This is a genomic window from Planktothrix rubescens CCAP 1459/22 (assembly GCA_904830895.1).
GTDB classification, from domain to species: Bacteria; Cyanobacteriota; Cyanobacteriia; order Cyanobacteriales; family Microcoleaceae; genus Planktothrix; species Planktothrix agardhii.
The window spans coordinates 89,590-113,890 of the sequence record LR882958.1; the positions used below are offsets into that span (position 1 = coordinate 89,590).

General features: G+C 39.7%; 27 protein-coding genes, 1 tRNA gene and 3 pseudogenes. 19 read left to right on the forward strand and 12 right to left on the reverse strand.

The genetic code is table 11. The annotated features are described in order from the left end of the window. Positions 1 to 80: 80 nt before the first annotated feature. The 3 genes from NMG86_RS00420 (at position 81) to NMG86_RS00430 (ending at position 3,681) form a co-directional block, all read left to right on the forward strand. Complete coding sequence (locus NMG86_RS00420) at positions 81 to 275, forward strand: heavy-metal-associated domain-containing protein (protein ID WP_026788192.1); 195 nt, start codon at positions 81 to 83, stop codon at positions 273 to 275. 238 nt (positions 276 to 513) lie between these two features. Continuing rightward, positions 514 to 1,665 (forward strand): restriction endonuclease LlaI, encoded by a 1,152-nt coding sequence (locus tag NMG86_RS00425; protein ID WP_026788193.1) that lies wholly within the window; start codon positions 514 to 516, stop codon positions 1,663 to 1,665. Positions 1,666 to 1,710: 45 nt separating this feature from the next. Further along, positions 1,711 to 3,681: a hypothetical protein gene (locus tag NMG86_RS00430; protein ID WP_026796756.1), complete on the forward strand. Its 1,971-nt coding sequence runs from the start codon at positions 1,711 to 1,713 to the stop codon at positions 3,679 to 3,681. Between the two features lie 158 nt (positions 3,682 to 3,839). Here the strand turns inward: NMG86_RS00430 and NMG86_RS00435 are convergent. Further along, positions 3,840 to 3,912, reverse strand: a tRNA-Thr gene (locus NMG86_RS00435). Positions 3,913 to 4,126: 214 nt separating this feature from the next. Next, the gene (locus NMG86_RS00440) at positions 4,127 to 4,837 is read right to left on the reverse strand and encodes a TIGR04283 family arsenosugar biosynthesis glycosyltransferase (RefSeq protein ID WP_337587923.1); all 711 of its coding nucleotides are present in this window, start codon (positions 4,835 to 4,837) and stop codon (positions 4,127 to 4,129) included. Between the two features lie 166 nt (positions 4,838 to 5,003). Here NMG86_RS00440 and ilvD point away from each other — a divergent pair, with 166 nt between their 5' ends. After that, entirely contained in the window at positions 5,004 to 6,689 is a 1,686-nt protein-coding gene (gene ilvD / locus NMG86_RS00445; RefSeq protein ID WP_026796758.1) for a dihydroxy-acid dehydratase, read from the forward strand. Positions 6,690 to 6,787: 98 nt separating this feature from the next. On the opposite strand, the gene NMG86_RS00450 is transcribed toward ilvD, so the two are convergent. The 5 genes from NMG86_RS00450 to NMG86_RS00470 form a co-directional block, all read right to left on the reverse strand. After that, positions 6,788 to 7,642 carry a DNA-formamidopyrimidine glycosylase gene (locus NMG86_RS00450; protein WP_026796759.1) on the reverse strand — a complete coding sequence of 285 codons (855 nt, stop codon included), beginning with the start codon at positions 7,640 to 7,642 and terminating at the stop codon, positions 6,788 to 6,790. Between the two features lie 3 nt (positions 7,643 to 7,645). Then, positions 7,646 to 7,879: a photosystem I reaction center subunit IV gene (locus NMG86_RS00455; protein ID WP_026788198.1), complete on the reverse strand. Its 234-nt coding sequence runs from the start codon at positions 7,877 to 7,879 to the stop codon at positions 7,646 to 7,648. A gap of 222 nt (positions 7,880 to 8,101) precedes the next feature. Then, entirely contained in the window at positions 8,102 to 8,830 is a 729-nt protein-coding gene (locus tag NMG86_RS00460; protein ID WP_026796760.1) for an MORN repeat-containing protein, read from the reverse strand. A 64-nt stretch (positions 8,831 to 8,894) separates the two neighbouring features. After that, positions 8,895 to 10,001, reverse strand: a complete 1,107-nt coding sequence (locus NMG86_RS00465) for a hypothetical protein (RefSeq protein ID WP_052338593.1) — start codon at positions 9,999 to 10,001, stop codon at positions 8,895 to 8,897. Between the two features lie 103 nt (positions 10,002 to 10,104). Continuing rightward, positions 10,105 to 10,830: a C40 family peptidase gene (locus tag NMG86_RS00470; protein ID WP_026796761.1), complete on the reverse strand. Its 726-nt coding sequence runs from the start codon at positions 10,828 to 10,830 to the stop codon at positions 10,105 to 10,107. 89 nt (positions 10,831 to 10,919) lie between these two features. Here NMG86_RS00470 and NMG86_RS00475 point away from each other — a divergent pair, with 89 nt between their 5' ends. From NMG86_RS00475 to NMG86_RS00505, 7 genes and pseudogenes are all read left to right on the forward strand, one after another. Beyond that, positions 10,920 to 11,855 (forward strand): serine hydrolase, encoded by a 936-nt coding sequence (locus NMG86_RS00475; RefSeq protein ID WP_026796762.1) that lies wholly within the window; start codon positions 10,920 to 10,922, stop codon positions 11,853 to 11,855. A gap of 202 nt (positions 11,856 to 12,057) precedes the next feature. Beyond that, a pseudogene (locus NMG86_RS00480) lies at positions 12,058 to 12,132 on the forward strand (hypothetical protein); the annotation flags it as partial. 13 nt (positions 12,133 to 12,145) lie between these two features. Further along, positions 12,146 to 12,394 carry a DUF433 domain-containing protein gene (locus tag NMG86_RS00485; protein ID WP_233423087.1) on the forward strand — a complete coding sequence of 83 codons (249 nt, stop codon included), beginning with the start codon at positions 12,146 to 12,148 and terminating at the stop codon, positions 12,392 to 12,394. Positions 12,395 to 12,399: 5 nt separating this feature from the next. Beyond that, entirely contained in the window at positions 12,400 to 12,762 is a 363-nt protein-coding gene (locus NMG86_RS00490) for a DUF5615 family PIN-like protein (protein ID WP_162832336.1), read from the forward strand. A gap of 96 nt (positions 12,763 to 12,858) precedes the next feature. Continuing rightward, the gene (locus NMG86_RS00495; protein ID WP_051319707.1) at positions 12,859 to 13,395 is read left to right on the forward strand and encodes an FkbM family methyltransferase; all 537 of its coding nucleotides are present in this window, start codon (positions 12,859 to 12,861) and stop codon (positions 13,393 to 13,395) included. Positions 13,396 to 13,533: 138 nt separating this feature from the next. Beyond that, a complete protein-coding gene (locus NMG86_RS00500) occupies positions 13,534 to 13,686 on the forward strand; it encodes a helix-turn-helix domain-containing protein (RefSeq protein WP_479687581.1) in 153 nt (50 codons plus the stop codon). A 14-nt stretch (positions 13,687 to 13,700) separates the two neighbouring features. Further along, entirely contained in the window at positions 13,701 to 14,177 is a 477-nt protein-coding gene (locus NMG86_RS00505; RefSeq protein ID WP_026788204.1) for a hypothetical protein, read from the forward strand. Between the two features lie 364 nt (positions 14,178 to 14,541). Here NMG86_RS00505 and NMG86_RS00510 read toward each other — a convergent pair whose 3' ends face one another. The 4 genes and pseudogenes from NMG86_RS00510 to NMG86_RS00525 form a co-directional block, all read right to left on the reverse strand. Beyond that, complete coding sequence (locus NMG86_RS00510; RefSeq protein WP_237747571.1) at positions 14,542 to 16,005, reverse strand: ammonium transporter; 1,464 nt, start codon at positions 16,003 to 16,005, stop codon at positions 14,542 to 14,544. Positions 16,006 to 16,092: 87 nt separating this feature from the next. Continuing rightward, positions 16,093 to 16,167: pseudogene (locus tag NMG86_RS00515) on the reverse strand (hypothetical protein); the annotation flags it as partial. A 199-nt stretch (positions 16,168 to 16,366) separates the two neighbouring features. After that, positions 16,367 to 16,888 (reverse strand): HARBI1 family protein, encoded by a 522-nt coding sequence (locus tag NMG86_RS00520; RefSeq protein WP_499103730.1) that lies wholly within the window; start codon positions 16,886 to 16,888, stop codon positions 16,367 to 16,369. A gap of 5 nt (positions 16,889 to 16,893) precedes the next feature. Continuing rightward, on the reverse strand, positions 16,894 to 17,277 hold the full coding sequence (locus NMG86_RS00525; protein WP_498600484.1) for a helix-turn-helix domain-containing protein: 384 nt from the start codon (positions 17,275 to 17,277) through the stop codon (positions 16,894 to 16,896). 69 nt (positions 17,278 to 17,346) lie between these two features. Here NMG86_RS00525 and NMG86_RS00530 point away from each other — a divergent pair. The 3 genes and pseudogenes from NMG86_RS00530 to NMG86_RS00540 all read left to right on the forward strand — a co-directional run. Beyond that, positions 17,347 to 17,688 (forward strand): annotated as a pseudogene (locus NMG86_RS00530) (HNH endonuclease); the annotation flags it as partial. A gap of 170 nt (positions 17,689 to 17,858) precedes the next feature. After that, a complete protein-coding gene (locus NMG86_RS00535; RefSeq protein ID WP_237157229.1) occupies positions 17,859 to 18,134 on the forward strand; it encodes a DUF4351 domain-containing protein in 276 nt (91 codons plus the stop codon). Positions 18,135 to 18,195: 61 nt separating this feature from the next. Continuing rightward, positions 18,196 to 19,041, forward strand: coding sequence for a pentapeptide repeat-containing protein (locus NMG86_RS00540; protein WP_026796764.1), 846 nt, complete (start codon positions 18,196 to 18,198; stop codon positions 19,039 to 19,041). 109 nt (positions 19,042 to 19,150) lie between these two features. Here NMG86_RS00540 and NMG86_RS00545 read toward each other — a convergent pair whose 3' ends face one another. After that, on the reverse strand, positions 19,151 to 20,173 hold the full coding sequence (locus NMG86_RS00545; RefSeq protein WP_026796765.1) for a Gfo/Idh/MocA family protein: 1,023 nt from the start codon (positions 20,171 to 20,173) through the stop codon (positions 19,151 to 19,153). A 231-nt stretch (positions 20,174 to 20,404) separates the two neighbouring features. On the opposite strand from NMG86_RS00545, the gene NMG86_RS00550 reads away from it, so the two are divergent. The 5 genes from NMG86_RS00550 to NMG86_RS00570 all read left to right on the forward strand — a co-directional run bounded on the left by NMG86_RS00550 (position 20,405) and on the right by NMG86_RS00570 (position 24,279). Next, positions 20,405 to 20,719, forward strand: a complete 315-nt coding sequence (locus NMG86_RS00550; RefSeq protein WP_026796766.1) for a 2Fe-2S iron-sulfur cluster-binding protein — start codon at positions 20,405 to 20,407, stop codon at positions 20,717 to 20,719. Positions 20,720 to 21,018: 299 nt separating this feature from the next. Next, positions 21,019 to 21,315: a ferredoxin gene (locus NMG86_RS00555; protein ID WP_026796767.1), complete on the forward strand. Its 297-nt coding sequence runs from the start codon at positions 21,019 to 21,021 to the stop codon at positions 21,313 to 21,315. A gap of 309 nt (positions 21,316 to 21,624) precedes the next feature. Further along, positions 21,625 to 21,858 carry a hypothetical protein gene (locus NMG86_RS00560; RefSeq protein WP_026788210.1) on the forward strand — a complete coding sequence of 78 codons (234 nt, stop codon included), beginning with the start codon at positions 21,625 to 21,627 and terminating at the stop codon, positions 21,856 to 21,858. 57 nt (positions 21,859 to 21,915) lie between these two features. Continuing rightward, a complete protein-coding gene (locus tag NMG86_RS00565) occupies positions 21,916 to 22,326 on the forward strand; it encodes an Npun_F0494 family protein (protein ID WP_026788211.1) in 411 nt (136 codons plus the stop codon). Positions 22,327 to 22,485: 159 nt separating this feature from the next. Continuing rightward, the gene (locus tag NMG86_RS00570; protein WP_026796768.1) at positions 22,486 to 24,279 is read left to right on the forward strand and encodes an N-acetylmuramoyl-L-alanine amidase family protein; all 1,794 of its coding nucleotides are present in this window, start codon (positions 22,486 to 22,488) and stop codon (positions 24,277 to 24,279) included. Positions 24,280 to 24,301 lie beyond the last annotated feature (22 nt).

Sequence of the window (24,301 nt, forward strand, 5' to 3'; positions counted from 1 at the left end):
ATCACGAATTGACTTGACATTTAATATTTTTTATGGTAGAGCAAGTTAATCATTAGAACTCTCGATTACTAGCAAAACCCATGACTGTTGAAATCAAAGTTACTTCCATGGTTTGTCAAGCCTGTGCCAATACTGTTACTAAGGCGATTAAATCTTTGGATGCTGAGGCTGATATTAAAATTAATTTAGAGACAAAGATAGTTAATATTAACGGTACACCTTCTGAAACCGAGATTAAAGAAGCGATCGCCGCCGTCGGTCATACCGTAGAATAGAGAATTTTTGCTCTTGATTTCTAATAAGTAGTAAGCCCTTCAGGGCTTTCTTCCCCAGAATTATTAGCAAAACCTAACACCAATAACAAGAAATTAAATTTATTAGTGTTAGGTTTAGCGCACGCACCTATATTTTGATCAACAGAGATTTGAAGAAATAGCAATCGCTCTCATGCGATATAATAAACCGAATCTACCCTTGATCAAATTAACCTTCACCTGCAAATATTGCCCCCGTATGACCGACAATATTAAACCCATTCAAAAAATTCTGTTTGGCTGTCCAGGGACAGGGAAAAGCTACAAAATTCGGGAAATTGCTGAAGAACAGCTAAACATAACTTTTGATTCAGACACTAAAATTCTTAAAAATACGGTCAAAACGGTATTTCATCCTGAATATACCTATGGTGACTTCATGGGTAAACTGTTACCTCTGACTCAGGGAACTAACGTAATGTATAAGTTTTACCCTGGGCATTTTTTAAAAGTCTTGGGGATGGCTTACCGAGGGTTAATAGAGGGAAATAATGAACATTACTTATTAGTGATTGATGAACTCAACCGAGGGAATGCTGCTGCTATCTTTGGAACGGTTTTTCAATTATTAGATCGAGAAAGTGATCATTGGTCTAGTTATGAAGTTGATGTTTCTGAAATGGAGTTAGTAGGACTGCTAAATTCAATGGGATATAATCCCAAGGTCAAAACCGATGGTTCAATTAAAATTGATGAGAATGGAACGGAGAATCCATTTGATAAATTTTGTAAAGAACTAGAAATTGATTTAAAAAATAAAAGTAACAATAACGGCTTAAGAGTTTTAGAGCTTCTCAAGCAAAACAAAATTAGTATTCCTCAAAATTTATCTATAATAGCAACAATAAATACTTCTGATGAATCAATTTATTATCTTGATAGCGCATTTAAAAGGCGTTGGGATTGGCAATATATTCCAATAGATGTCAATGAAGCAGAATACATAATTGCTATTTTTAAAACCAATTTAACCAAAGGGAAAGAAGTAATATTATTTATACCGAGTTACTTTGATATTGAGATAGAAGAATATATATTTGAAAAATTAAACTGGATTAAACTTATAAATGATATTAATCATATTATTAAAATAAATTCTAAAACAATCAGAAAAATTGAGGATAAACAAATTGGAGTTTGGTTTATAAAACCTGATGAACAGGGAGAAATACCTTTAGAACAAGTAAAATATAAACTAATGTTCTATCTTTGGGATAGTGTTTTTGGTAGAGACAAAAACCCCCTAGAAGAAATTATTTCAAAAGCTGTAAAAAAAGAAATTAAGTTAATTACTTATGATGATTTTGTTCGACATACAGAAGTCTTTTTGATGTATTTGTATGACAACTAAACAGAAAAGCATTATTTTTTGATAATTTATATAAACTCAATAAACATGATTAACTTTAATAATCTTGAACTGGTTGTTAATGAAAAATATTCTTTTGTTGGACTAGAACGGCGTAACTCCCAGATTCGTTTTTGTCTACCGAAAGGATTTCCTAATAAATCGGAAGAACTTCAACGCTTTACGTTTAACACAAAGCGGGATTTATTTTTTCTCCTTTATAAAGTCTTTGACCAATTTAAGAAAATTTGTATAGAAAAAGGGTATTTAGAAGACAATAATGATATGACTACATCTGACCGAGATGGTATGGTCAAAATCCATCAAGGTGCAGATATTAGCGAAGATGACGAGTTAGATGAAAATATTTTTTACTCTAAACTCGATATGATTAGTGGGATATTGAAAGCCCATGATGAACCCAAGATTTTAAGTTTAGTTTATCGACTGGGTAGGTCAGACAGTTTTGATCATAGCCAAATTCATAAATTTTTACATCGTGCTGTTTTTTTACCGAATGGTGCTGCTTATATTGACTCGATGGACTTACCCCGCCAACAGGTTCGCTTTCAGTCAACAGATATTGTGGCGATGTACTGTTATATTTTATGGGAAATCAAACAGCAACTTCAGCAAGAAGTTGGCGTAGAAATTAAAGCTCTAGCAGAACAGTTTAAACAACATTATATTGGGGGAAATTATGGTTTATTTGAAGAACAATATTATAGTCAAGTCATCGATAGTTTAAAAGATGCGTTAGAGTTAATTGATCACAATACTCCATTTAAAGATATTGACTATTGGCAATTTTATGATGCGATAGAGTTATTTCTATATGGCGAGCTTCGTCAAACGGATGAGGGTGAAATCTGGGGAATTAAAAACTTTCATACGGTTTGGGAGTCGATGTGTTTAACCTATATAATAAAATCTTTAGTAAAAAGAGGAAATCTAAATTATCTGCTACATTTAGATAGACGTTATATCTCTAATGATTCGCTTGATGTTTTTAATAATTCTTTAAAAATATTCCGTTTATCTAATGATTTATTTAAAATTAATGGTTCTCAGCTTGTTCCTGATGCAGTATTATTTTCATCCATCTTGAATAAAATAGAAAAAAGGTATTATGAAATTTACCCTTGTCTAGGTTGGAATGATAGTTATTTTTATCGAACTAACTTCTGTTTAATTAATGATTATAATATCAATACAGATATTGTGAATATTGCTTATATTAAACAAGGTAAAGAACATACATTTGATTGGCTACAAAATAAAATAAATGAAATAAAAAATGAAATAAAGATGGATAAAAATCGTCCAGAATATTCAAAAAAGTATTTATCAAAAAAAGGATTAGTAATCGATAAATGCTTACCCCCATATTTCTTTTCATTTTGGAATATAGAAACTAAAAAATTAGATGCCGAGGCAATCTATAAAATGTATTACTTTAAACATTTATTTTATCTTTATCTAGTTAATAATTTAACCGATTTGCAAAATTTAAAATCTCCCGATCTATTTGAAGATAGTTTTATCAAAGAAATAATTAAACTTCAGGAAGAGTTAAAAAACTATTATCTGAATAATCCACGTCATTACTTGATGAATATTATTGAATATTCTCTGTGTAGGAAGAAATCTCATAATGAGATCAACAAGCTGTTAGATTCGTTTCTCAAAGCATTTTTTGATATGGATGAGAATTATCTTGATATTATTGATATAAAATATTATGATATTTATTATTTCTTGGATTCAAAAAATATAGAAGAAATTAAAAATAGAAGTGTTAGAAAGCAGTTTGTTTATGAATATCTGATGCAGAAGGAAGTTAAAAAGTTTCCTAAATACTTAAATCAATTAAAGATTCATAGTAGTTTTTGGTTGCCAGGATATAATCAAAAATCAATATTTGAGGAGGGAGAAACGTTTATGGATGGATATATTCGTCTGATAACGGTTGATTTTGTTAAGTTAGCTGAAAGTTATGTATCTGATAATTTTGGATAAAAGGCTTTTAACACTCCTAAAAGTAGTAAGCCCTTCAGGGCTTTCTTCCCTAGACTTAGCAGCAAAACCTAACACCAATAACAATAAATTAAATTTATTAGTGTTAGGTTTAGAGGATTAAGCCCTAAGTATGGCTGTGCAAGGATTTGAAATCAAAAAGCTGCTTATCGGACTTGAACCGACGGCCTGTTCATTACGAGTGAACCGCTCTACCAACTGAGCTAAAGCAGCAACGAACTTATATTCGCACGATGTCATATTGTAGCAAAACCCGATCTCAATTGTCAACATTCTTTCAGGACAATGGCAAAATCTGATTTTATCGGTGTAGCTGTAGTGCGAGCGTCCTCGCTCGCTAGGTTATATGGATTTAAAAGGATTACGCAGATTAACACAGATTAAAATCCGTGAAATCCGTGAAATCCTCTTAAATCCGTGTTCCCCATTACCTATTCCCCGCCTTCCTCCGATACCATTGAGCTAATTTTGTCGGGGAAATTCCTAAGTAATATCCGATAACAATTAACTGATTAATTAATGTAGTTTTGAATACGCCTAACTTTTGCCACCGTCGTCCCGATGTGATCACAGAACTTGATAAAATCTCAATTTTTCCTAAATGATTTAAACGACGGATTAATTCAAAATCCTCCATAATCGGTTGTTCAGGAAATCCACCTATCTCCCCAAAAGTGGTAGCCTTGATAAAAATAGCTTGATCTCCGTAGGGCATTTGTAAATATTTTGAACGCCAGAATACGGTTTTTTCAATTACCCTTAAACTCAATTGATCACCATTGATTTTTAATTGAAACGCTCCGGCAATTATGTTAGAATTAATAAATGTTTTTCGGATTTCTGTTTCAAATCCTAGGGGTAATTGGGTATCCCCATGCAAGAATAATAAAATCTCCCCCGTTGCTATTTTTGCCCCGGCATTCATTTGTAGCGCCCGTCCTCGATGGGTAAATATCACTTTTACCCCCAAATTTTGAGCTATTTGAACGGTATTATCCTGACTTCCCCCATCAACAATAATAATTTCTATATTTTCTACCCGTTGAATAGTAGAAATTACTAACCCAATATTTTCGGCTTCATTTAAAACCGGAATAATGATTGAAATTTTTACAGATTCAGAACTAAAATTTATCAAGGTATTATTGAGTCAAACCCATCAATTTCCAAAGCCGTTAATAATTTATCACATTTTCTGAGATAATAATAACAATATAAAAAATGGGTTAGATCAGCGAGTAACAACAATACAAAAAACGTCGTTGAACCGTTGGAACACAACCCGCACACAAGAGGAACAATTAATGTCCGATAACCTGAGAAGTCAAGCCATTACCCAAGGAACCCAACGCACCCCCAACCGTGCCATGTTAAGGGCGGTGGGATTTGGAGATCAAGATTTTACCAAACCCATCGTTGGAATTGCCAACGGTTACAGCACCATCACCCCTTGCAATATGGGCATTAACGCCCTAGCATTACGCGCTGAAGCTGCCCTGAAACAAGCGGGGGCGATGCCGCAAATGTTCGGAACAATTACGGTCAGCGATGGCATTTCTATGGGGACTGAAGGGATGAAATATTCCTTGGTTTCAAGAGAGGTAATTGCTGACTCGATTGAAACTGCTTGTAACGCCCAAAGTATGGATGCGGTTTTAGCAATTGGTGGCTGTGATAAAAATATGCCGGGGGCGATGATTGCGATTGCTAGAATGAATATTCCGTCCATTTTTGTGTATGGTGGAACCATTAAACCCGGACATTATAATGGTAAAGATTTAACTGTTGTTAGCGCTTTTGAAGCCGTCGGACAATATAGTGCTGGAAAAATTGACGAGACAGAATTAATTGAAGTGGAACGTCGCGCCTGTCCGGGGGCGGGTTCCTGTGGGGGAATGTTCACAGCAAATACCATGTCTTCTGCGATTGAAGCGATGGGAATGAGTTTAATGTATTCCTCAACCATGGCGGCAGAAGATGCGGAAAAAGCCGAAAGTACAGAACAGTCGGCCTATGTGTTACGAGAAGCAATTAAAAATCAGATTCTTCCCCGTCAAATTATAACCAGAAAAGCCTTTGAAAATGCGATCGCTGTAATTATGGCCGTGGGCGGTTCAACTAATTCGGTTTTACACCTATTAGCTATTGCTAATGCCATCGGAGTTGAACTAACTATTGATGATTTTGAAGCTATTCGGGCTAAGGTTCCGGTGTTATGTGATTTAAAGCCTAGTGGCCGTTATGTTGCCACGGATTTACACAAGGCTGGTGGCATTCCTTTGGTGATGAAAATGTTATTAGAAAAAGGGTTAATTCACGGGGATGCCCTAACAATAACCGGGAAAACTGTTGCTGAACAATTAGCCGATGTTCCCTCCGAACCCAGTCCCGACCAAGATGTAATTCGTCCTTGGAATAATCCTATGTATGCTCAAGGGCATTTAGCGATTTTAAAAGGCAATTTAGCCACGGAAGGTGCGGTTGCTAAAATTACCGGAGTTAAAAATCCAGTTATTACTGGCCCAGGGCGAGTTTTTGAATCGGAAGAAGAATGTTTGGATGCAATTTTAGCCGGAAAAATTAGCGCTGGTGATGTGATTGTGATTCGTTATGAAGGGCCGAAAGGTGGGCCAGGAATGCGGGAAATGTTAGCGCCAACTTCGGCAATTATTGGGGCTGGTTTAGGGGATAAAGTCGGATTAATTACCGATGGTCGTTTCTCAGGAGGAACTTATGGAATGGTTGTTGGTCACGTCGCCCCGGAAGCTGCGGTTGGTGGGAATATTGGTTTAATTCAAGAGGGAGATAGTATTACTATTGACGCCCATCAACGGTTACTGCAAGTGAATATTTCTGAGGAAGAATTAGCCCAACGTCGGCAAAATTGGCAAGCTCCAAAACCCCGTTATACGAAAGGAGTTTTAGCCAAATATGCGAAATTAGTTTCATCGAGTAGTGTTGGTGCTGTCACGGATTTAAACTTAGGTTAAACCCCATTTAATTCTAGGCGTGAAACCCTCTTGGTGAGGCGTTCACGCCTGATAAAATAGGTTTAATTTTTAATCTATATCCCACCAAGATATTGTCCCTAATACTGACATTTTGGGCAAAAATGAGCCGACCGCCCGGCAAGTTTCAAACGTTCAATTGGGGTTCCACAGACTCGACAGGGTTCTCCAGTACGGTTGTAAACCCAAGCTGTGCCGCCATAGTTACCATTCACCCCTTGAACATTCAGGAAGTTACGAATCGTTGTCCCGCCCACTTCAATACTGGTTTTCAACACCTGAATAATATGGTGATGTAGCCTTTCGAGTTGGGGACGAGTTAAGGCACTACAGGGAGTGGTTGGGGAAATTCCGCTTAAAAACAAAGACTCATCCGCATAAATATTCCCAACTCCGGCCACTAAACTTTGATCCAAAAGGGCAGATTTAATTGGGCGTTGACGTTTTTTAAATTGTTCTTGTAAATATTCAACGGAAAATTCTGAAGTGAAAGGTTCTGGGCCTAAATTATTTAATCCGGTAATAATACTAGAAACTTCCTGACCGGGTGGCGCCCACCAAATTTTACCAAAAGTGCGTTGATCAACAAATCTCAATTCTCGATTTTCCGCAAAAAATAAACGAATCCGAGTGTGCTTTTGTAAGGGGTCTTGGGGGCTAACCCATAATAATTGACCTGTCATCCGTAAATGAACCCCTAACCAGCCTCCAGAGGTTCTCTGGCTGTCTAATTTAACCAATTCCGCCAGTAAATATTTTCCTCGGCGATGCCAGGATGCGATCGCCACTCCAGTTAAACCCTGCAAAAATTCATCAATGGAAAAGGGGTAGGCGAGAGTGCGCTGAAGCAACACTTCACCCCCCACAATTGTTTGGTTCAAGGTCACTTGATTTAGACCTTGCCTAACGGTTTCAACTTCCGGTAATTCCGGCACAGGCTATTTTTTAGCGGCGGGTGCGGATTTTTTAGCGGTAGCTTTGGGAGCTTCCACTTCCAACAGTTCGCTCACGGCAAAGTTGTTGGTATTGATACCGGAGTAGTTCACTTTATCAAAGCGAACAATCGCAGCATATTTGATGCCACTGGCGTCTACGGAAGCAACTGTACCTACTTCTTGATACCAGTAGGACTCTTTGCGTAGGACACGAACTTTAGAACCACGTTGAACCATTGGTTTTTCTTCCCCTTTTCAATCAAAAAACGAATAAAGACGTTCAATAAACTCAGGGTACTACTGGATTGGCTGTCTAAGTTAATTTAACTCTTTAAGTTTTATTGCTAACCCAGCCATTATCCCCTGGAAAGACACATATAAGGTGCATTCTTTCTATTCCCCATTACCCATTACCCATTACCCATTACCCATTCGTAATTCGTAATTCCCCATTCCCTCCTATACTTTCTGGCCATCACGGAAACTACCTGGAAAGCGTTTTCCTTTGGCATCAATAATCGTTCCTTGGCCATGGGGAACCCCACCGCGAAATTCACCTTCAAAGCGAGTTCCGTTGGCAAAAGTGCAGGTTCCCTTACCATCAAGTTGTTGATTAAAAAACTGTCCCTGACAGCGAGTGCCATTAATTCGGGTAAACACCCCTTGACCAAAGGGAGATCCGGCAAAGAATTCACCTTCATAGCGATCGCCATTGGAATAGATAAACTGTCCGCGACCACTGGGTTGACTACTAACCGTTCCGCCCCCAACTTCTCGCACCAGTTTAAAAGTTCCAATATAGCGATCGCCATTAGCAAAAATCACCGTCCCCTGGGTAATATTGCCATCTTTAAATATCCCAACGATCCGGTCGTCATTGGAAAAAATGAATACCCCTTGTCCATTCGGTAAACCATTGCGAAACTGTCCTTCATAGCGATCGCGGTTTGCATAAACCATAATCCCTTGACCGTCCGGTTTACCATTAACAAAACTTCCCTTATAGTTATCTCCTCCCTCATAGTTACACTTGACCATTCCCGTCGGTAACTGTCCTTCACAAATCGGAGGACGTTTTCCGTCAGCTTTTTGTGCAAGAGAAGGTAGAGGATGATTAACACCAACAACAACCGCTAAACTCGATAGAGTTAGCATCAAAAAACTCCATTTTCGGATTGAATAAACCATGGTTAATTCCAACTTTTTCTTATGAAAAAAACATACAAATTTCTCCAGATTAGATCTATCCTATTCAACCAGAGTGAACTCCCGAAGATCGCAGACCAATATTATTAACCTTGGGATCAGCCGGTGGAATAGCACCTACAGATTTAGCAATCTCAATCCCATTTTGCTCGAAAATAACAATGGGTTCACCACCAGTATCAAACTTGACTCGTTTAACCAAAACTTGACCATTAGACACACGCTGTCCCACGTTCACATAACGACTGGTCGGTTCTGCGGGAGCCTTAAGAATAATCTTAGTTTGATTTCCCACTTGCAATACCCCGGTCACTTCCATCCCTCGAGCTAAGTCTGTAGATGGAGGCGGAGGAACAAAAGGTTGGGTAGCAACGGGACGGGGTGGCGGGGGATTAGGATCACGCCAGGATTGGGGTGTCGGTATATTGGGAATTGCCGGTAAATCGGGGACTTGGGCAATGGGTAAACTCGGTAAAGTGGGTACGCCTCTTACAGACCTAGTAATTTGAGGTGTGAATGTTGTCACTCCATTCCCCGGTTGGGTTCCAGGGGTTCCAATGGTTCCAGGGGTTCCAATGGTTCCAGGGGTTCTAATGGTTCCAGGAGTTCTAATGGTTCCAGGGGTTCCAATGGCTCCAGGGGTTTTAGGAGGTAGAAGATTGGTGCTAGTAGAGACCCAGCGAATGGGGGCTTCACTTACCGCTAATTTAGGTAATTCAGGCACAGCCCGAGTTGTCTGTTCCGGTACAGTTGGTGCTTTGCCCACTTCAGGAGCAGCTTGGACAATGGATGGAGGTAAAACTGCAAAAGGATCGATACTCACCGCAGAGGGAGCCGTTGTTGTTAACGGTGCAGCAGAAGTTGCCGTCGAAGGTTTACCCAGGAGACGTAACCGTTCTTCTGAATTGGTCGATTGAATCAAACCCGCACCCGCAGCCACGTTTGACTGTTCTTTGACTAACGGATCTTTAAACGGGGGTGTTTGCCCCGGGGTCGGGGTTGCATTGGGATTCGGCGAAGCTACGGCCGATGGAGAAGTTGCAGGAGAAGTAGTTGGACTAGGAGTGGTGGCAGTTTCTTCAGGTTTAGAACCGCATCCCCCTAACCCAACTGCCAAAATACCGATGGAGAATAGAAACCAAAATTGACGCATTGCCAGTCTCCAAAACAAAGTTGATATATATAATAATTTAAGGATACCCAATCTTAATCCCAAGCCATATTAACAGACTCCACCCGTTAAGCAAGACATGACTTTACTTAGGAAGCAGTTGATAACTAGAAATTATTCGTCCTGCCCCCCGTAACCGTTTAAAGTAATACTGAATACAGGTATCTCCTTCTAATGATAACACATCAATCTTTATGCCGTTACGACCCTGTTCGTTACCCGAACTATGAATATATTTTTTGTCTCCGAGATATAATCCAACATGAGTCGCTTTTTCGACAGTTCCAAAAAATATTAAATCCCCAGGGAGAAGAATCGAAAAATCTAATTGTTCTCGATTAAAAGTGATGGGTTTGGCAAAGGCTTCTTGTTGATAGGCGTCTCTGGGAATCCAAATTCCGGCGTCAGCAAAGGCAGCTTGCATTAAACCCGAACAATCATAATTAGGGCTGACCGTCCCGCCCCAAAGATAGTAATTAGGGGTTGCCATTGCGACTTGAGTAAACTGAATAATCTGGGGAATTGCGGCTTGAATTTGAGCCTCTGACCAAATCGGAGCGAGATAGGGCTGAGTGGCAATCTCTAAATGCTTTTGATCCGAATCAAGTAACCAAGCGGTATAATTATCTTCACATAATTGAACTAGAATATTAGGGGAATTATTAGTGTGATTTTTAGATTGGGGAAGTAGACGTAAATGACGAGATACAGCCGCTTGCGTTGCTAAAGTTTGGCAGTCGGCTCCATCATAGAGATCCAAATTCTCTCTACAGCAATACTCAATCGTATCTGATAAGGGTTTGGCAATCATAATTAATTTAATGGATGTTGACGGTTGGGGGTTGACTATTGACTCTTAGCCAAAACTAGCAAACTTGACACTCGACACTGACAATTGAAATGACTTTTTTCCATTCCGATGAACAATTAGAAACTCTAGGCACTGGCATTATAGATGCAACTCGCGCACAATTTCCAGGTTTAGCTGCCAATCAAGTGGCTATGACTTGGTTAGTATATGACCCACCGATTTCTGTTAATACCGGGGGCGCCTTAACCCCGGAGGAATTTGGGAAATATCCCGTGCGGGGATTTAACTATCGGGGAATTGAACAAATTTATCCGGCTAGTATTGTGAAATTATTTTATTTACTGGCCGTTTTTGAGTGGAAAGAAAAGGGAATGTTACGGACAACCACGGAATTAGAAAGAGCTACTAGAGATATGATCATTGATTCTAGTAACGATGCTACCAGTTTAGTAGTTGATGTATTAACTGGAACTACAAGCGGCCCAGAATTACCAACAGGGCCGTTTGAAACCTGGAAAAGTCAGCGCAATTTAGTTAATCGTTATTTACAAACCCTCAACTGGCCGGAATTTGAATCAATTAATGTGAATCAAAAAACTTGGGGTGATGGAGCCTATGGTCGAGAACGAATTTTTGTAGGGGAATTAATGGAAAATCGCAATATGTTAACCACTAATGCCACCGCGAGATTATTGCATAGTATTATTGGTGGGGTGGCGGTTTCTTCGATTGCTTCTGGTCAGATGATGACATTAATTCAACGCAGTCTTGACCCCAAAGATTTAGCGAAAAATCCAGAGAATCAAGTCGCAGGTTTTCTAGGAGGTGGATTACCTAAAACGGCAAAACTCTGGTCAAAAGCCGGACATACTAGCCAAGTTCGCCATGATGCAGCTTATATTGAACTTAATTCGACTCAATCTTATTTATTAGTAGTATTTACGGAGGGAAAAGCCCAAAGTCAAAACGAGGAAATTTTACCTTTTATTTCTCAAAAAGTTGTGGAAGCAATGAAAATACTTTAATTTGATGTGATATTCCTCATAATAAGGCCCTCGGCGATTGAAATCGTGGCTACACAAACGATGTCCGCCTGCGCGGACTTATATGGTATGTGGATAGGAAAAATCCGCCCCCAGAATCTTTAACCCGCGTCGGCGGGTTTTGTTTGTGTAGATGCGGTTTCAACCGCCTTTGATTTGATGTGACTCTCTTTTTCCTAAACGGGGTGATATTTGGTTGACTAATTTTGACCCAACAATGGGAGCAGAAATTAAAAAAATTCGTCCGTTAAACATATAGGATATACTGGTAGATGTACCCTCGTTGCACAAAAATGAACTGGCAAGAATATATTACTATCAACCTCAAGGTTTGTCATGGGAAACCTTGCATTAAAGGAACTCGAATTATGGTATCAGTTATCCTTGATAACTTAGCGGATGGACTGACAGCCGAAGAAATTGTCGCCGAATATCCACCACTTCAATTAGAAGATGTAAAGGCTGCGCTCTCCTATGCTGCGGCACTGACAAGAGAAGAGGAATTATTGCCAATTCGATGAGTACAATGCTGATAAAATTAGATGAAAATATGAGTGTCGCACACGCTGAGTTCTTGCGACAAATGGGTTACGATTGCGATCGCGTCACAGATGAAGGACTATCGGGTGCTGATGACGAGATTGTATGGCAGCAAGCTTGTGCTGAGGGGCGTTTTTTTATCACCCTAGACTTAGACTTTTCAGATGTCCGTCGTTTCCCGCCAGGAACTCATCCGGGTATATTATTGTTACGTTCTCGCAGTCGTAGCCGTCAGTATGTGCTTGATGTACTGTCCCGTGTTGTCAGCGAGCAACCACTAGAAACTTTGCAAGGCTGTTTGGTGGTTGCAGATGAAATGCAGACGAGAATTCGCAGGCCACCAGTTTAAATCTGAGTAGTTAATAATTTTTGAGGAAGAGGCGATCGCACGCTTAGTCAAGAAACGAATATTGCTAAATTGGCAAAAATTAGAAGTAGGAGATTAATGAAGTTAATACCTAACATATCATCCTGTCGCTATGGCTTTATGGTGTACAGCAAGTATGACATTTTTATTGGACGATCGCTAGATATTTACGGAGAGTGGTCAGAAACCGAGATAGATATATTTAAGCAAATACTTCACCCCGGTGCTGTGGTTGTTGAAGCTGGATCAAATATAGGATCGCACACTATTTTTCTTGCTCAAGCTGTTGGACTAGAAGGAACTGTTTTTGCCTTTGAACCACAACGCCTCATCTTCCAGACTCTGTGTGCAAATTTAGTGTTGAATGATCTAACTAATGTTATCACACGCCATGCAGTTCTTGGCAAAGAGACTGGAGTTATAAGAGTACCGTTTATTGAGTATAAAAAGAGTAATAATTTTGGTGGTTTAGAACTTGGTGGTTTAGGAGATGGGGAGCAAGTCGAGGTGCAGACAATTGATAGCCTCCAACTCCCAAAATGCCACCTCATCAAAGCCGATGTTGAGGGAATTGTCTCCAAATTCTTTGGCTTTCTCATAATTATTCGTAACTAATGTTTTTGGTATTTTCAATCCCAAAGACTCGGCAAGTTCTAAATTGGGCAGCTTTTGGCTTGCCTGTTTATTGTTCCAGTAGGGGTTGTATAAAGATATTCTCAAGTTGCTAAAGAATTTTATTGTACGGAACGTCATGTGGGAAATATCGCCTCAAAATTATGGAAAATTATGTCAGAAATTTTAGAGGAAAATGTAAATAAATCTACTTTTAAGTCTGCAATTGAAAGATATCAAATTTCTAAAGTTTCAAATTCAGGTCATTTTAACTACGCACCTATCGCTGTCTGATCATCCTAGATGACGTGCAGCAAATCCTCAACAGCGGCCAACTTGCAGGCAATTATAAACCCGGATATGAAAATTATGGAACCCTATTTAAACTTATCGGCGAAATTCCTCATAATAGCTGCTTAATCCTCAATAGTTGGGAACCCCCTTCAGATATTTTAACATTTACCGATGATAATTTAGCAGTATGTTTATTACAATTAACTGGCTTAGGTGAAGCCGCCACAGAAATTATTAGAGAAAAAGGTTTATTAGATGAAGATCGCTGGCCAGAATTGATTAACCTTTATCAAGGTAATCCCCTCTGGTTAAAATTAGTTGCTCAAACTATTAATAACTTATTTAGCGGTAGAGTATCTCAATATTTGAGTTATGAATCAGCAGTAGAAATCAAGCCCTCGGCGATTGAAATCGCGGCTACACAAACGATGTCCGCCTGCGCGGACAAGGAGGGTATGTGGGTAGGAAAAATCCTTCCCCAGAATCTTTAACCCGCGTCGGCGGGTTTTGTTTGTGTAGCTGCGGTTTCAACCGCCGGATAATTAAAAACTTTGATTTGATCTGACATTCCCTTTATGTAGAAATCAAGCCCTTTGATTTGATCTGACATTCCCTTTATGTAGAAATCAAGCCCTCGGCGATTGAAATCGCGGCTACACAAACGATGTCCGCCTGCGCGGACAAGGAGAGTATGTGGGTAGGAAAAATCCGCTCCCAGAATCTTCAACCCGCGCAGGCGGGTTTTGTTTGTTTAGCTGCGGTTTCAACCGCCGAATAATTAAAAACTCTGTTTCTAACTAAAAATTAGATTTATAGGAGTTTCATTTTAGTAATGAAACCCCTAAATCCCTAAAATTACCTTTCTTTTCCAGAAAAACTTCCAGTTGAAAAACTTAAACCTGAAGCAAAGTCTTCGCCATAAGCTTCTTCTCCATGTTGGTCAATATCCAAACCTTGTTCTTCGACCATCGGTTTAACTCGCAATTCCATTAAGGAACCGAGAATTTTGATAATCACAAAAGTTCCAGCCCCAGCAAAAACGTAGGTAGCAACTACCCCAACAATTTGAGGAATTAATTGCCCTGGATTGCCATACAAAAGTCCATCAAATCCAGCCGGATTGACACTTTTTGTAGCAAAAACTCCGGTTAAAATAGCCCCAACTGTTCCACCCACACCATGAACGGAATAGGTATCTAAAGAATCATCAAATTCTAATTTCACCCGCCAACTGACGGCATAGAAACAGCAAACGGCCGTGATAGAACCGATTAAAATAGCACCAACCGGGGTAACAAATCCTGCTGCGGGAGTAATTCCAACTAACCCAGCCAGGAAACCACTAGCAATCCCAACGGCCGTTGGTTTACCGCGTAAATACCATTCCACAATTGCCCAAGTCAATCCTCCGGCTGATGCTGAAACCATGGTGGCGACAAAAGCAACGGTAGCTAAAGAACCTACACTTAAAGCACTGCCAGCATTAAAGCCAAACCAGCCAAACCATAACATCCCAATTCCTAATAGGACAAAAGGAACATTATGGGGGGCATGGGGAACCACCATAAAACTTTTCCGCGAGCCAATCATCCAAACGATAACTACCGCCGACACCCCAGAACTAATATGGACAACGGTTCCCCCTGCAAAGTCTAAGGAACCAATGGCTTGTAACCAACCCCGACCCCAAACCCAATGGGCTAGGGGAGAGTAAATAAATGTAGACCAAAGTAAGACAAACGAAAAATAGCCCTTAAAGGTGATGCGTTCCACAATCGCCCCAGAAATTAAGGCTGGGGTGATGATGGCAAACATCATCTGATACACCATAAATAACTGGTGGGGGATGGTTCCGGCATAGCCAATGGGGTCAGGAGCCTCGGCTGTGACTTTATTTAAAAATACCCAATCTAATCCGCCAATGAACTGTTCCATGCCTTTGCCAAAACCTTCCGAGATGGGAGTTGAGACATCAAAGGCGAGGCTATATCCCCAGAATACCCAGGTAACGCCGACAATGCCCATTAAGATGAAACTCATCATCATGGTGTTGAGGACGTTTCGAGAGCGGACTAAGCCCCCGTAAAAGAAGGCTAAACCGGGTGTCATAAACAGGACTAAGGCAGCCGAAATCAACATAAAGGCGGTATCTCCGGTATTAATCGGATTTTCTACTGCCGCTTGCGCCCAAGCTGTTCCCGTCATAGGGCCAGCTAACAGAATGAATGTAAGTAATCCAATAATTCCTAATTTTTTCAGCATCGCTACTATTCTTTTCCTATAACCAATATCCAAAGATTGAATCTGTATTTTGCTCATTGATTCCAACAATGATTCTGTATCCTAAAACACAAAAACCCTCGGAGCTTGGTAGCCACTTGTGTGAAAACCGGGTTAAAAGAGACATCAACTAGAAACCGTTTTGAGATTATTTACAAAAGTGCTGATACAGATTTGGGGATTGCAATCAATCAGTAAATGAACATGATCTTCTTACTTTATAAGTCATGACACTAATAGACATCTCCGAAAATCCCCAAATGCCCTCTATCGCTACTTTGTGAACCTGTAGCACTCTTGTGCGAGGTTCTCCCAAAGTAACGGATTCATAGGCTTTTTCAGTTACATTAATAATAATTAATGAATTTTCTCTCTAATATCTAATCATTTCTCACAAGAATTATGGGCAATTCTTAGATGATAATACAATCGCTCCTATTCGCCATCTTATTAGTCCACATACTGTCAAGATTACTGCTTCATAATTTTGCCTCTTTAACCGAAATCTTTCTGAAGCAACTCGATAGATTTTTATCAGTCTTATTAAATGTTCGACTACAATCCTTTGTTTGGCTTTTAACCGATTTTCTTCTCGATGTTCAAGCGATATTTCTTGATTTCTCGGTTTCTTATGTGGTGTATTAATTGCTGTTTCCCCTACATAAGCTTTATCCCCTCTGTATTTTTGATTGTTCCCCAATTCCTCGCTTCTTTCTCTCCACAATTTTAGATCGCTTGTTGCTCCGGTATAACCCACTGCTACATCCACTATTTCTTTCCCATTTGGCATGACAATCACTTGATTTTTAAAGGTATGTGTTTTTTTCTTTCCTGAGTAATATTTTTTCTGCTCTTCATTGTCTGTTGGTCTTTCCCTGGGCTGTTCATAGCTATCTACTACTAACTCAAATTCCAGCAGAATTTTTTCTACCCACTCCCAATCACTCTCGTTTTTTTTACTTGCTCAACTAAACTCGCTGGTAGTAATTCTCTGAAGATTTTTATCCAGTTATGGAAAATATCATTCGCTGTTGATTCACTCACTTCAAACTGTAACCCTAACATTTGAAATGTGGGCATCTGATGCAGATAAATTAGAGTTAGTAATATTTGTTCATCCACAGATAATTTCTGGCGACGACCCCCACCTGCTTTAATCAACCTGATTTTAGTTTTTTCTTGTTCTTGTCGTTTTTCTTGTTCTAATAACTCCGCAGCTTGAATGAGTTCTATCAACTGTTCATATTCCATCCCTAATAGCCTTTTTGCTTGCTGGGGATTCTTGTCCAGATACTCTCTTAAGTTACTCATCTCTTATTGGGGTAAAATCAAATTTTACCATCTTGCTATCCTTCCAAATTTATATTTTGGAGATGTCTATTAATCAAACGCCTAAATCCTGTAATTAGAGGATGGTGTAATTACCATTCCAAAGTCGTTTCCAATTGGAGTACAAGAAAAGGTACATCTTTCGATGTACCCAACAAAGTAGCATTTCTGCTTAAAAAACAGAAAGGCAAGTGTACCTTCTGTGGTCAATATTTCACCCCAGAAGATATTGCAGAAATCGACCATATCATCCCAACGTCATTAGGCGGAAAAGATGAATATAAAAACCTGCAATTATTACATCGCCATTGCCACGATATTAAAACATCAACTGATGGGTCTTATAACTCAAAAGAAGATGGATGCTCTGATGATAACAGTCAACTAGATTAGGAGCCGTGTGCGGTGAAAGTCGCAAGCACGGTTTTGTATGGGAGTTGGGGGCTGTAAAGCCTCCTTCGACCCCTACTTCACAACAAGCCGATCTACTCGCTTGTACTCAAGTTCTTGCGGGTTTGAGGTTTGAAAAAAACTTAATCAGACAACTATTTAGGAAGGAAACTATGCGCGAGTCTGTCATTTACCAAGAAATTCGGGAAGATGGTCTCCTTGAAGGTCTCCAACAAGGAAGACAACAAGGTCTGCAACAAGGAAGACAACGGGAGGCGATGTCATTTGTCACTCGCCAGTTGACGCGACGACTCGGTGCGATCGCTCCTACAATACAAGAACAAATTCAGACCCTATCTGTAGAAGAATTAGAGAATTTAGGGGAAGCACTTCTGGATTTTTCAGAAGCAACGGATTTAGAAAATTGGTTGAATCAACATCAACCTTAATGGGTAGAATAGAGGTTCATCTGTTTAAAACTTAACCTAATACTTTAAGGAACTTTAACCCATGACTGTTGATGAAGCTCTTGCGATCGCAGAAGTTGTCCTCGATGGCGAATGCTTAAACGACGTACAAGAGCTAATATTTAGACAATGTTGGGAAGGGAGATGTTCATATCAAGAAATTGCTAAACTTTCCAAGTATGATGATGAATACATAAAAGCCATTGCTGCTAAACTTTGGAAACAACTCTCAGACGCTTTTGACGAAAAGGTAAAAAAAAATAATTTACAGTCTGTTTTTAAGCGATATTTGCGACAAAATCAAATAAATTTGCATCGAACTCAGGAAATAGAAGTTAATCTTAGTGGCGCAAATCTAACTGGCGCAACATTAAATTTAGCGAGTTTAAGTGGAACAAGACTATTATTTACAAACTTTAGTGAACCTGTCTCATGTCAGCAAGATTTAGAGCAAGTATTATTACCAGACAATAACACTGACTCCCTAGAAAAAATCATACAATCTGAAACAGAAAATAATCACCAAACTCACTCTAACCTAGAAGAAAAAATCTATCTGTGGAATAATTGGCATTTCCACTGCGAAGAACAAATAAAAATAGCTGAAGCACTGGATCGTGCCAATATTCTTTTTTTTCCTAATGCTAAAGTGCGTCTGACAACACCAGAAGGTAGACAAAATCAAGAACCAAACTTTCTAATTTTTAATCAAGGTAAATGGGGGATTCTGGAATTATTATCACAACCTAATATAGCAAAAGTTGAAGGGCGCGATCGCCTTTTTGAAACTCAGGGTATCTGTATTATCCACTATTATGACTGTAATCGGTGCAATCAAGAACCCGATGAGATTGTGCAGGAGTTTATAGATATTTTGAGTCAGGGATAGACCTAAAAATAGCCCAAATTGGGGAGAGTTTTACAACATTAATGATTAAGTAGAGACGTTGGATGCAACGTCTCTACGCATGGTTTAGGGAACTTATGTAGCACCGATTTCAAGATTTCATATCAGAATGAATCTTGACAGTTTCCCCTAATAAACTGGAATGTCGCGCCGCCTCAGCAACTTTTAGGGTATATAAACTAGCTTCTGGCGTAATATAAAGCGGCTTTCCTTCATAGAGAAAATCTAAAACCATCTGGGTATCTTTAACAAATAATCCTCGACGAGAAGCTACCTCAATATTTTGAATAGTATCGTTTTGAATTAGTTGACCCTTTTCGGGAGTAAATATTAACGTTCCTTGTTCACCATAGAGGGTAAAAGTATTATCAGACTGCCAAAAAACTTCCCCTTTTCCATAAACAGACTCTCCGAGGATACCATTACTAAAAGTTAACCGAGCATTACATAAACAGGCTTTATAAAGATCCGGTTCAATATTCCAATATTGGGCTTGACAATTGACACTAGCTACCGTCCCAAATAAATCAGTAAATCTATGCAAACGGGACAAAGCCCCAGTCATGGGAAAACCAAATAAAGACGGCTGATATGTCCATTTAGGGGGGGTCGGATGTTGGGGGTTAATAGTGACATAACGGACATAGAAGACTTGACCAATAGCTGCCAGGGAGTCTTTAATGGCATTATGGAGTCCCCCCAAAAGTTCAAGATGTTCAACATGGAGAAGTTTATTCTTCTCTCGCGCCAGGGTAATTAAAGATTCTGCGTCATCGGGATCTAAACTCAGGGGATATTCAACAACGACGTGCTTACCATGTTCTAAAGCATAACGGGCAATCTTGCCATGATCTCGATTAACCGTAGAAATGATCACCAGATCAATATCTGGCCGTTCGACTAAATCAACCCAGGATGCAGATACCGTCACGTCGAATTCTTGACTAAAGGCAATGGTGGAGGCCGGGGTATTACCTGTAACGGCCACAAGCTGCGATCGCGGATCAGCAATTAAAGCCGCCGCCCGCATTTTTGCCACATATCCAGTACCAACGATGCCCACTTGCAGGGGATGGGAAGCCTTACCAACAGAAAAAAATAAAGATTGAGTCATGATAACAGAGTTAGGGACAAGGGAACTAGATATAAGTAATCAAGATGTAATTAGAAAAATTTATAATAAATCCCATTCTAAATCTAGGTTGACAAGGTTTTACAACTTCCGCTTTTTCTCCTAATATCGAGAGGTGAAAAAAATCTGTGATGCAAGCAAAAGCCCATTAATGCTTTTGGTTTGTATAAGGGATTTTTATATTTTTATCGAAATTAACGAGAGGAACACTACATGGCTACTTATAAAGTCACATTGAAAAATCCCGACGATGGCAGCGAGAAAACCATTGAAGTCGCTGATGATGTCTATATTTTGGATGCCGCGGTAGACGAAGCAGGTATGGATCTGCCCTATTCCTGCCGTGCAGGTTCTTGCTCATCCTGTGCAGCTAAAATTATTTCCGGTACAGTCAACCAAGACGATCAGAATTTCTTAGAGGATGAGCAACTCGAAGCAGGATACGTTTTGACGTGCGCGGCTTACCCCACTTCCGATCTTGAGATCCTGACTCACCAAGAAGAAGAAATGCAAGACATGGAAGCCTAGTCGTTGGCGTGTTTGTTCAAAGTTCAACGGTGATGGGTATTATCGGCGTTGGTCTTTGAATTCATAAAGGATTGACGGGCTGAAGTTGGGTTTTTAGAAATTAAGAGTTTAGTTACTTCAATACCCTGACTTCACCTGTTAATCTGACCCCCAACCCGCCTTAAAATTTACAAAGTTGGCTTTTTTTCGTACTGTCTAAAGAGAAAAAAATTCCACGATGTCAACAAATCCTAATCAAGATTTTGCTTGCTGTCGGGGATTTTTAGAGTTTTTATCAAAATTCGTGAGAGGATCACTACATGGCTACTTACAAAGTCACACTGATAAGTAAAGAAGGCGACGAAAATACGATTGAAGTCCCTGATGATGAGTTCATTTTAGATATAGCAGAAGAATCCAGACTAGAACTACCATCTTCTTGTCGTGCTGGTGCTTGTTCTACCTGTGCAGGTAAAATAGTATCCGGTACGGTTAACCAATCGTCTCAGGCTTTCTTAAATGATAACCAAATTAAAGAAGGATATGTCTTAACCTGTGTAGCTTACCCCACTTCCGATTGTGTAATTGAGACGGATAAAGAGGAAGATTTATATTAATTTGTTCTGGATTTAAAGTTCAACCTTATTGATTCCATCGCCACTAAATCCTTGGGTGATTAGTGGTGGTGGTGATTTTTTTAGAGTTTTTATCAAAAATCGGAGTAAGAAGACCCGCACTAACGCTTCGCTGATTGTGTCGGGAGGATGTCAACTTTTATTCCTGACCTGGAATCCCAACGTTAAGTTCTGCAACAGGAGCTTGGATTATATCGATAATTATGTAACTCTGAATACAGAAATAATTTTATTTTTCAGGTTCAGACCCCTAGAACTTGAATATTAACGGTTGACAAGGGACAAAAAATTATGAAACTTAATCTCAAACAAGCGGATACAAAGGTTCAACCCCAATGGCAACCTATTGTTGGGTATGCCTCGGAATTTAATCCCTCTACCTGGGTACAGATGCGGGAAAAACCCAATCCCTATAGCCATGATCAGGCGTTGCTCTTATGTCAGGTGACTGAGGATGAATGGGTGGCTTGGGTTCCCGACCACGGTGAGATGGTATTATATCGCCATCAATTCTTTCGCTCTTAACTCTTGAGATGGGATACAGTAACAAAAAGAACGTTAAAATTATCCCATACGAGCGTTATGACCGTTTTGGAATCTCCTGGTAAGTCTTCAATTCAATATTCTGAACGCACCTTAAAACGGGCTGAACGGGCGATCCGGTGTTCTCCCTTTCAACTGCTACTGTTCACCACGATCCGGTTTAATAGTGTCAGTCTGACTGGAATTGCCGGGGAGTCTGGAGTCAATTCTACCTATACCCGTATGGCCTTAACCGAACTAGCCGCAGAAAATACCCTATTATGGCTGATTCAGGTGGGGGTGCTGCGTCGAGAAGTTGATGGTCAGGGGATTACTGATAGTTTTCGCCTCACTCCCCTGGGTCGGCAATTAATCGACCAATGGGAAAGTGAAAATCAAGGCATACCCCAGCCTTCTTTGTGCGATCGCTCTATCAACACTCTCAATCGTTGGTTGCGATTTGCCTTTTGAAAAAACAAAAACAGGGGTATGCTTTAAAACAGCACCCTAAAGCCAGATAGAATTAAATCCTATCTGACTTGTGGGGTCAGAAAAATTAGACCCCCCTAAGTGGATTAAAATTTAGGATTGATGGATCAAATGGCAGGAAGAAAGCCCGTGATTAGTAAAATGAAACAAATGCTAGGACTAACGACGCTAATCAGTATGGCTTTGGTATCTTCAACAGTGGCGGAACAACCTTTATATATTGCCTATCCGCCACCAGATCACAAAACAACATCTGATCGTATTTTTTTGATTGGAACAGCAACACCCGATGGAGAAGTCTCAATTAATGGTCAAGTAATTCCCCGAAGCCAAGCTGGTCACTTTGCACCCACATTTCCATTGCAACTTGGGGAAAACAATTTTATTCTACGCTACAAAGATCAAAAAATCAAACTTAATATTACTCGAATTGCGACGGAAGCAAATTCTTTAGATCCGGTCAGCTTTTTCAATGATTCATTGACTCCCTCTGAAAATCTGGCCATCCTTCCGGGGGAGTTAATTTGTTTTAGTGCGATCGCCCCGGAAAAATCAACGGTTTCTGTTGAATTAGCCGGACAAATTCTATCTTTATCTCCCCAGTCTCAGAGATTAGAATTACCCGATAACAAAGCAGTTTTAACCGGAACTAATCAACCCATAAAATCTGATACCTTAAAATATCAAGGATGTGGAAAAATTGCTGAGAATTTGCAATTTTCTGCTTCCCAAAAATCCTTGGATTTAGGTCAACCGAAATATCAATTAACCCTGAATAATCAAACCATTACCCAACTGGCAACGGGAAAAATTTCTGTTCTCTCTCCGACTCAATTTGAAGTAGCTGAAGTCATTGTAGATGAAGGGGTAGCCCGCACTGGCCCCAGTAGCGATCATTCCCGTTTAACTCCTTTACCCAAGGGAACCCGTGCCACGATTATCGGACGACAAGGAGATTATTTACGTCTTGATTATGGGGGGTGGATTAAAGCCAGTGAAACCAAGATTACCACCGAGTCGGTTCCCCCTAATTCCGTAATTAGAAGTGCTAGTTCTCGTCAAGTTGGGGATTGGTTAGAGGTTTCTTTTCCCCTACAAGTACCAGTGCCAATCACTGTTAAACAAGAAGATCAGAGTTTAACCTTAACCCTCCATAACACAACCGCAAAAACCGATACGATTCGGTTTAATGATAATCCTTTAATTTCGCGTATGGATTGGCAACCGATTTTATCTCCCCTCGGAGAATCACAAAATGCGGTGCAATATACATTTCATTTTAAAACCAAACAACAATGGGGTTACAAACTCCGTTATGATGGCACAACTTTAGTTTTATCTCTGAAAAATCCCCCCCAACTCCAATCGAATTTACCCTTATCGGGGTTAAAAATTTTAATTGATCCCGGTCATGGTAGCCCCAATGATTTAGGGTCAAAAGGGCCGACGGGATATCCTGAAAAAGATGTTAATTTAGTGGTTTCTAAACTATTAGAAGCCGAACTAATTAAACGCGGTGCATCGGTATTTATGACCCGCAACGGCGATGAAGATTTGTACCCTCAAGATCGGGTGAAAATGATTAATCAACAGGAACCAGATCTATCAATTTCTATTCATTATAACGCCTTACCCGATAATGGAAATGCCATCAAAACAAAAGGGCTTAGTACCTTTTGGTATAACCCTCAAGCCCACGATTTAGCTGTGTTTTTACATGAATATTTAGTTAACAAACTTGACCGTCCTTCCTATGGCGTATTTTGGAATAATTTAGCCTTAACTCGTCCGACCGTTGCCCCATCTTTGTTATTAGAATTAGGATTTATGATTAATCCCGAAGAATTTGAATGGATTGTTAACCCTCAAGAACAACAAAAACTAGCAATAACCTTAGCGGATGGTATATTAGAATGGGTCAGAAAAACTCAATAGCAAGGAATACAAAATAGGAAAG